At 64.5% G+C, this 6,489-nt stretch carries 8 protein-coding genes and 2 pseudogenes; 6 read left to right on the forward strand and 4 right to left on the reverse strand.

Annotated features, from left to right (window positions below):
• Positions 1–432: 432 nt before the first annotated feature.
• The gene (locus QOJ24_RS21785) at positions 433–1,347 is read left to right on the forward strand and encodes a phosphatase PAP2 family protein (protein ID WP_526265044.1); all 915 of its coding nucleotides are present in this window, start codon (positions 433–435) and stop codon (positions 1,345–1,347) included.
• Entirely contained in the window at positions 1,344–1,976 is a 633-nt protein-coding gene (locus tag QOJ24_RS21790) for a hypothetical protein (protein ID WP_526265046.1), read from the forward strand. The genes QOJ24_RS21785 and QOJ24_RS21790 overlap by 4 nt, the downstream gene beginning before the upstream one ends.
• A 143-nt stretch (positions 1,977–2,119) precedes the next feature.
• On the opposite strand, the gene QOJ24_RS21795 is transcribed toward QOJ24_RS21790, so the two are convergent.
• Positions 2,120–2,347, reverse strand: coding sequence for a hypothetical protein (locus QOJ24_RS21795; protein ID WP_526265048.1), 228 nt, complete (start codon positions 2,345–2,347; stop codon positions 2,120–2,122).
• Between the two features lie 72 nt (positions 2,348–2,419).
• On the opposite strand from QOJ24_RS21795, the gene QOJ24_RS21800 reads away from it, so the two are divergent.
• A complete protein-coding gene (locus QOJ24_RS21800; protein WP_526265050.1) occupies positions 2,420–2,626 on the forward strand; it encodes a hypothetical protein in 207 nt (68 codons plus the stop codon).
• 18 nt (positions 2,627–2,644) lie between these two features.
• Complete coding sequence (locus QOJ24_RS21805; protein WP_526265052.1) at positions 2,645–2,830, forward strand: hypothetical protein; 186 nt, start codon at positions 2,645–2,647, stop codon at positions 2,828–2,830.
• A 36-nt stretch (positions 2,831–2,866) separates the two neighbouring features.
• Here QOJ24_RS21805 and QOJ24_RS21810 read toward each other — a convergent pair whose 3' ends face one another.
• Entirely contained in the window at positions 2,867–3,247 is a 381-nt protein-coding gene (locus tag QOJ24_RS21810; RefSeq protein WP_526265054.1) for a group I truncated hemoglobin, read from the reverse strand.
• Positions 3,248–3,598: 351 nt separating this feature from the next.
• A complete protein-coding gene (locus QOJ24_RS21815) occupies positions 3,599–4,072 on the reverse strand; it encodes an SRPBCC family protein (RefSeq protein ID WP_526265056.1) in 474 nt (157 codons plus the stop codon).
• Between the two features lie 611 nt (positions 4,073–4,683).
• Between QOJ24_RS21815 and QOJ24_RS21820 the strand changes: the two are divergent.
• Positions 4,684–4,877, forward strand: a pseudogene (locus QOJ24_RS21820) (DUF1345 domain-containing protein); the annotation flags it as partial.
• A 193-nt stretch (positions 4,878–5,070) separates the two neighbouring features.
• Positions 5,071–6,006 (forward strand): DUF998 domain-containing protein, encoded by a 936-nt coding sequence (locus QOJ24_RS21825; protein ID WP_526265058.1) that lies wholly within the window; start codon positions 5,071–5,073, stop codon positions 6,004–6,006.
• Here QOJ24_RS21825 and QOJ24_RS21830 read toward each other — a convergent pair.
• A pseudogene (locus tag QOJ24_RS21830) lies at positions 5,979–6,254 on the reverse strand (recombinase family protein); the annotation flags it as partial. The gene QOJ24_RS21825 and the pseudogene QOJ24_RS21830 sit on opposite strands and share 28 nt — an antisense overlap.
• Positions 6,255–6,489: the final 235 nt, after the last annotated feature.

The following is a 6,489-nucleotide window of genomic DNA, read 5'->3' on the forward strand; positions in this document are numbered from 1 at the left end:
GTGACGGGCAGGTATTGCGGATGCACAACGCCAAGAACATCCTCAACGCATCAGTCAGATCTGTCTGAATGAGCCGAGTCGCGACGACAATTCTGACGACAACCCTGGCGTCTTCCGATAAGCCCAAACCATCTCGTCGATGCGCCGGCGGGCACATTGATCGCCTTCGCGATCCGGTACTGCGAGATCACCGAGCAGGCCCGATCCGCGCGAGTGAAGGCACAACCCCGCACCGGCCCCCATCGACCGAGGAACTCGGTAAAGAGGATTTCGCCGGAATGGGTAGGGGCGAAGTCTGAGGCACTGCGGATTTTCACGCTCCTCCGTCTGCATCTGCTGGTTCACCGATCCGATAATCTCAATCGAGCAGAATTCGGCCGCCATCTATTTCTTCTCAGCGTTGCCAAAGCTACCGGCCCCCATGCTGGAACCATGTCCGACGTCAGCGCGGCGCATGAGGCAGTGTGGCCCGCGATCGTCGTCGCCACGCCTGGAACTTTGGTCACCGGACTCCTCATCATTGCCTTCGTCCTCGCCGGCCGCCGGCTGTCCCGCCACCGTTATCTCGCTGTCGCGACCCGCGTCGCGGCGCTGCTCACCGCCCTGACAGCGGCGGTGATCGCAATCCACAGCCACGGGTGGGTGACCAGGCTCGACACGGCCACCACGTCCTGGGTGGTCGCGCACCGATCCGTTGGCTTCGACATTGCCGCGTCGGTGATTACCGACCTGGGCAGCCCGATCGCGACCGCGGCCGCCAGCACGATCTGCGCGGCGCTGCTGTGCTGGCGGGTATGTTCAACGATCCCGGGGATCATTGTGATCGGCACCGTCGGCGCCGCGGCGCTGGCCAGTACCGCGCTCAAAGCAACCGTCGATCGGCCGCGGCCCCTGCCGCAATGGCAGGTAGTCCTCGAGACCGGTCCGTCATTCCCGTCCGGTCATGTCACCGGCAGCGCGGCGCTGCTCGGCATCATCGCTATCTGCGCCGGAACGACGCGCAGCCGCACAGTCCGTGCCTGGCTGGCGAGCGGGGTGGTCACCGGTGTGCTGGTCATCGCCGCCAGCCGCCTCTACCTCGGTGTGCACTGGCTCACCGACGTCGCCGCGGGGGCGATCCTGGCCGCGGTGTTCGTGACCATCGGCGCCACCTTGTTCGGGACCCTTTACGCCAGGTTCGGCCGACACGGCGTGCCGGGGGCCGCGCCACCCGGTGAAGCCCCGGCGGTGACGACGTACGCCGCCGGGCGCGTGAACCGTGACACCCGCATCGCGGCGGACAGCGACGGTGCTCGCCGCGTGAGCTCACGCGACATCAGTGAAGCCCATCGTGAAAGGAAGCCATGAGAAGAATTACGCGCACCGTGTCGGGTGTCGCGACGGTCCTGGCTCTCGCGGCGGTCTCGGCCGTCGTGGCGGTTGCCGGGTGCGGGACCAGCGGGACCACCCCGTCGGGGTCGGCCACCCTCAGCAGCAGTATCGCCGCGGGGGCGTCGACACCGAAGAGCAACCCCGCCGGCGACATCCCCGATAACCAAGCGTTCGTGCCGTTCTCCGACCCCACCGGGCTGTTCACGGTGTCGGTGCCCAAAGGGTGGGCCCGCAGCACCGATGGCGCCGCGACCATCTTCACCGACAGGTCGAACACCGTGCGTATCGAGACACGCCCCCTCGCAACCGCCCCCAATACCGAGTCGGTGGATGTCGACGAATTACCGGCCATCGCGTCGTCCACCGCTGGCTACCGTCTCGGGATGGTGACTGCAGTGCAACGCAAGGCCGGTCCAGCCATGGTGATCATCTACCAGGGCACCTCCCCCCGGAACCCCGTCACCGGCAAAACCGGAACCGACGCGATCGAGCGCTACGAGTTCTGGCGCGACGGCACCGAAGTGATTCTGACCCTGTCCGGCGCGGTCGGCGTCGACAACGTGGACACATGGCGGACGGTGACCAGTTCACTGCAATGGCGGTGACAGCACACTCGGCGACACCGCTGGCGCCAGAAACCGGTTGCTGTACCGGTTTTACGGTGCCCGCGACGAGGAAACCCTTGCGCTACAAGGAGTAGCTGAGGCTGGAGCGTGGCGAATTCGTCGCCGTCACCGGACCCTCCGGGTCAGGCAAAATCGACGCTGCCGGCATGTCTGGCCAGCATGGACAAGCCCCACGGCGGCAGTGTGCGCACGCAGGCCGGCGGATCAGCCACCGACCTGAGCCTCAACGTGCCCGGATCCGGGCCCGCCACCTCGGCCTGCTCTTTCCGAACTCCAACCTGCTCGCGGGATATCGGCTCGTCGAAGGCCGTCAGCGCCCTCTCAGCGGGCGAGTACCACGGTGATGCCATCGACGAATAACCGCCACAGCGAAGCCAGATTGCGGGTCGACGCGTCGCGCTCTGGCCGAGTTCAGCGGCGGCATGTTCGCCAACCCGAGCATCCCCACCGGAACCGCGTTCGTCGCCCAGGGCGGCATGGTCGGCACCGTCGGCTTCGAGTCCGCCCTCACCGTCGAGGTGTACGACGACCGCTCGACGCGATCCAGGTGGGCGCAGGCCTACGCCGCGCCCGCATTCGCCGTCGATCGGCCGTACGCCGCGAAGAAGATCACCGGTCTCAGCGACTAGCGGAAGGGAACGCACACAATGGAGTTCACACCCGAACAGATCACCGCCTTGCTTGAGGCTCTCGGCCTGCCCGCGGACACCGCCGACGCCGAACTTGTGGTGGCAACCGCCACCGATGCGTTTTCGGTGATACTGACCCCGCCTCCCGTAAGCGCTTGTGGACGCGATGAAAGCGACTCTGCGAAAGACACTCTCGAAGAATGATTAAGCCGGCCCCGCAACATGCAGGCCAGTTGTTAGTTAGTCTGCCTCGACGATGTCGTCGCGGTAACGCTCGAACAGTGCGAGGAAGTCGGCTCGCACCGCGTCGCCCACACCGTTCTTGGCTAGCGCTGCATCCGAAGCTCTCATATTCGATTCCCACTCAACGTCAGTGATACCGAGTCCGCTGTGCGATGTCTTCATGTCGCGCCCAATGTAATTGCATGGCCCGCCACTTAGCGCACACATCTGGTCGATCAAAAGCTGCCGACTGCGAATGACCGAGTCATTGCTGCGGCCACCGAAGAAGCGAGCAAAAGCGGGGTCGTCATGCAAAATGGCGAAGAGATCGTCGATAACGGCCGCGATCACGTCGTAGCCGCCCATCCGCTGATAGAGGGATGTAGCTGATTGGGTCATGTGTGCCTCCCCACACCGAGACGCGGAAGGCCCTCATGGTAAGGGCACACGAACCTGCCCAACACCCCACCATCGACATCGCGTCGCAAATCGGTGAAGAGCATTCGATGGACTTGGCACGACTGGCCCAACTGCGCTTTGGTTTTCGTTTCGAAAACGGCAGGGTCGGCAATCGGTAATGACTACCACGCTGGACCAAGCCCAGTCCGCTGGCCGCTAGCCAGCAGCGCGCGCGGTCGGGAACAGGGCAAATGGGGTATTGGCTGGAGGCAGGGCCGCCCCCGGTGTGGGAAACATTCGTGGCTGATCGGACTGCTGAGAAAACCTTCTTGAGGCTGTACAGGGCGGGGATCAGCGAACGAGTTGATTGGATAGTTCCTCAAGCGCTTGGCGAGCCCAGCCGTCCCAGGCCTTCCCGAGCAACGTGACAGCCGGCCTCGTCAGGGCGGACCGCGGATGAACCGTCCAGCGCCAAGTTGTCTTGGTACCGGCGTCGGCGGCCGCAAATTCGAACTCGCCGTCGATGCCGCTGGCCGCCATGGACAGCGGGCCCCTGATATTTCCTACGCTGTAAGCGAAGTAATGCGGCGCGTCAACCTTGGTCAATTCCTCAAGCGAGCTGCCGCCACCAGCCATCTTCAGGGTTCGAGTCTGGCCGACGGTGCCCCATGTATCGGACTCGGTGAGGACTTGGCGGATCGGTGGGAACGGCCCGTACCAACGGTCGAACACAGCGGGCACATCCATCATTAAGGTGCCGTGAAAGGCGTCCTCGACATTGACCGACATTAGACGCGATTGCTCAACGACGACCGGCGCAGCCATTTGCGCATGGTACGCGCGTTCGGGCTGCATTCGTAAGGGTTCTACGAGAGCCTGAACGATGAGGACAACTCATGACTCGGCTAACTCCGAGCAAGTCGGGGAAGAGGGGGAGACGGGGAAGTCGGGGAGACGGGCGGGGGTTCGATTCCCGTCTAGCCCGAGACGTAAAAATCCTGGATATGCCTCAATATACGATCCGCGGGATAGGGGATCTCTACGAGTTCATCGCCGTGTATTCAGAGGACTGGTGGGACGACCACGGCAACCAAAATCGTTGTGTAGCACACCGAAAGAACGGCGAGCAGTGTCTGAAGGCCGCGATCCGCGGAGCGAACGTGTGCCGATTCCATGGCGGTGCGGCGGGGCACGTACGGCGTAAAGCGCGGGAGCGGATTGAGCTTGCCGCCAACCGGATAGCCAAGGAACTTTGGGATCGCCACAGATGGTCAGTCAGAAGGGGTGAAGCGGAGTCGAGATCGTCGAGGTCTAGCGGAGAGGTTGCGCCGCAGCACCGAACAGCGCTGGACGGATGACCCGCGATTAAACGACACGGGTGGTGGATTGGGGTGTGATGATTGCTCGTCGTACGACGATCATCATGGCCGCGGGGGCCACGCCGATTTCGGGCGTACGCCGACCTTCGCATACGTGGCCTTTCGATTGGCATGACCTACCAGGTCTCTGATACCGATCTCAAACCCGCGTGATCCGTGCCACGGCGTTACGCCAAGCACTTGTGTCGTATCTTCTCGGCGCAATCATCCTCGCCGTGGCCATCAACTTGATCGCCGGCTTGGCGCATTGAGTGTGTCGTGATGCCCCGCCGTGCGGCGCCGAATCCGTAGCCACTCAACTGGATTGCCGTCGGGCACCCAGTGTGGCCGGCGGGACCCCGGCCGCGTCAACCCACGCCGCTGATTGCGGCTCGACGGGGCTCGGGCCACGCCGCTGTTATCGTGGCGTGGTGCGCCTGAGTGTGGGCGGCACGCAATGGCGCGGTGGTCCCCACAGTTGGAGTAGGTGAGCCGCGCCCGTCGGGGGAGGCCGCCATGGGCGAGGAGCGCAGCGCGCAGCGTCCGGACACCGGAGGCCCGACGGTCACGGCGCGCGCAGACGGCACCTTCCTAGCTTGGGTCCGACGGCTCGTCACGATAGACGATGCGTTGCGGCTGACCACCGTCACCGGGACGGTGCTGGGCATGGTGCTGTATTCGAACTGGTTGCTGGAGTTCGCCGTCAACATCACGCTGCCCGACCCCGACGCGTTCATCAGTGAGCTCGCCGCGGCGGATCAGCCCTATTCTGCGTGGTTTCGCGGCTTAGATCTCGCTGCGGCGGGGTGTCTTGCCGCCGCCGCTGCGGCCGGCATCGCGCGTTCGACTGGTGCCCTGGCCAAGCTTGGATGGTGGATGCTGGCTGCGTTCGCCGCGGCAACGGTCCTGGACAGCAGCATCTGGTCCCTAGTGTGCGCGCCCCATTCCGATGCACTGTGCGCGGCTCGCGAGGCTGCCAGCGAGGTGCCACTGGGTCACCGTCTGCACACGTTGAGCAGCATCGCTGCGATCGTCGCGGCGTTCGGATCGCTTATCCCGTTCGCCCTCGCCGACGTCGTCGGCCAAACGCCGGGACCCGTACGTCGCCTGGGACAGGTTGTGCTGGCGGCGCTGTCCGCGGCCACGGTGTGGACGGTAATCGCGGTCGCCATCGACGACACCGGCAGGGACGGCGACGTCGGCCTGGCACAGCGGGCGCAACTGCTCGCCGTCGCAGCGTGGCTGACCTATCTGGCCCTTCGTTCGGCGAGCGCCAGCCTCGCACCGCTTGACGGAGTGCGGAGACTCGCAGATGTAGGGGGCGGTCAGAAGTTCGATGCCCGCACGATGGACTGCAATTCCATCACCGGCTATCACCGCACAATGCCATCGGACAGGTAGCGGTACGCGGTCGCCCGGCCGCCTAGGCTACCTCGTGCACAGGTTCGCCGGTGGCTGCCAACCGATACAACTGCTCTTGGCGGTTCGGGCTGAGGTTTGGTGGTTGGTCGCCGGTCGCCGCGGGCGCGACGAGATTCCCACGACGCAGCGCGCCGGTTGCGACCCTGCTCGACCTCCAGTTCGGCCAAAGTTGCCATTATCGCTGCGACAGCCCGGCCGGTCGGGGTGACCGTGTCAATCCCTCCTCGGTTTCCATAAGACGATTCTGACGCACACTCTCAGCTGTACCGCCGCGGGTAAAGCAACACAGGTGGTCTGTGGTGGACGTGCCTGTCTCCACGTGCACTCTTGGCTAAATACATAGCGGCGTTGGCACCCGTTATGAGCCGGTCGATGAGCGTTGTCCCCGATCTGGTCCCAAGCGTGGCGACCGCAACGCTGATACTGCCGATGCTGGCGGTAACCGGGCGAATGCGCTCGCCA

This window comes from Mycobacterium sp. (assembly GCF_032159775.1).
Classification (GTDB): domain Bacteria; phylum Actinomycetota; class Actinomycetes; order Mycobacteriales; family Mycobacteriaceae; genus Mycobacterium.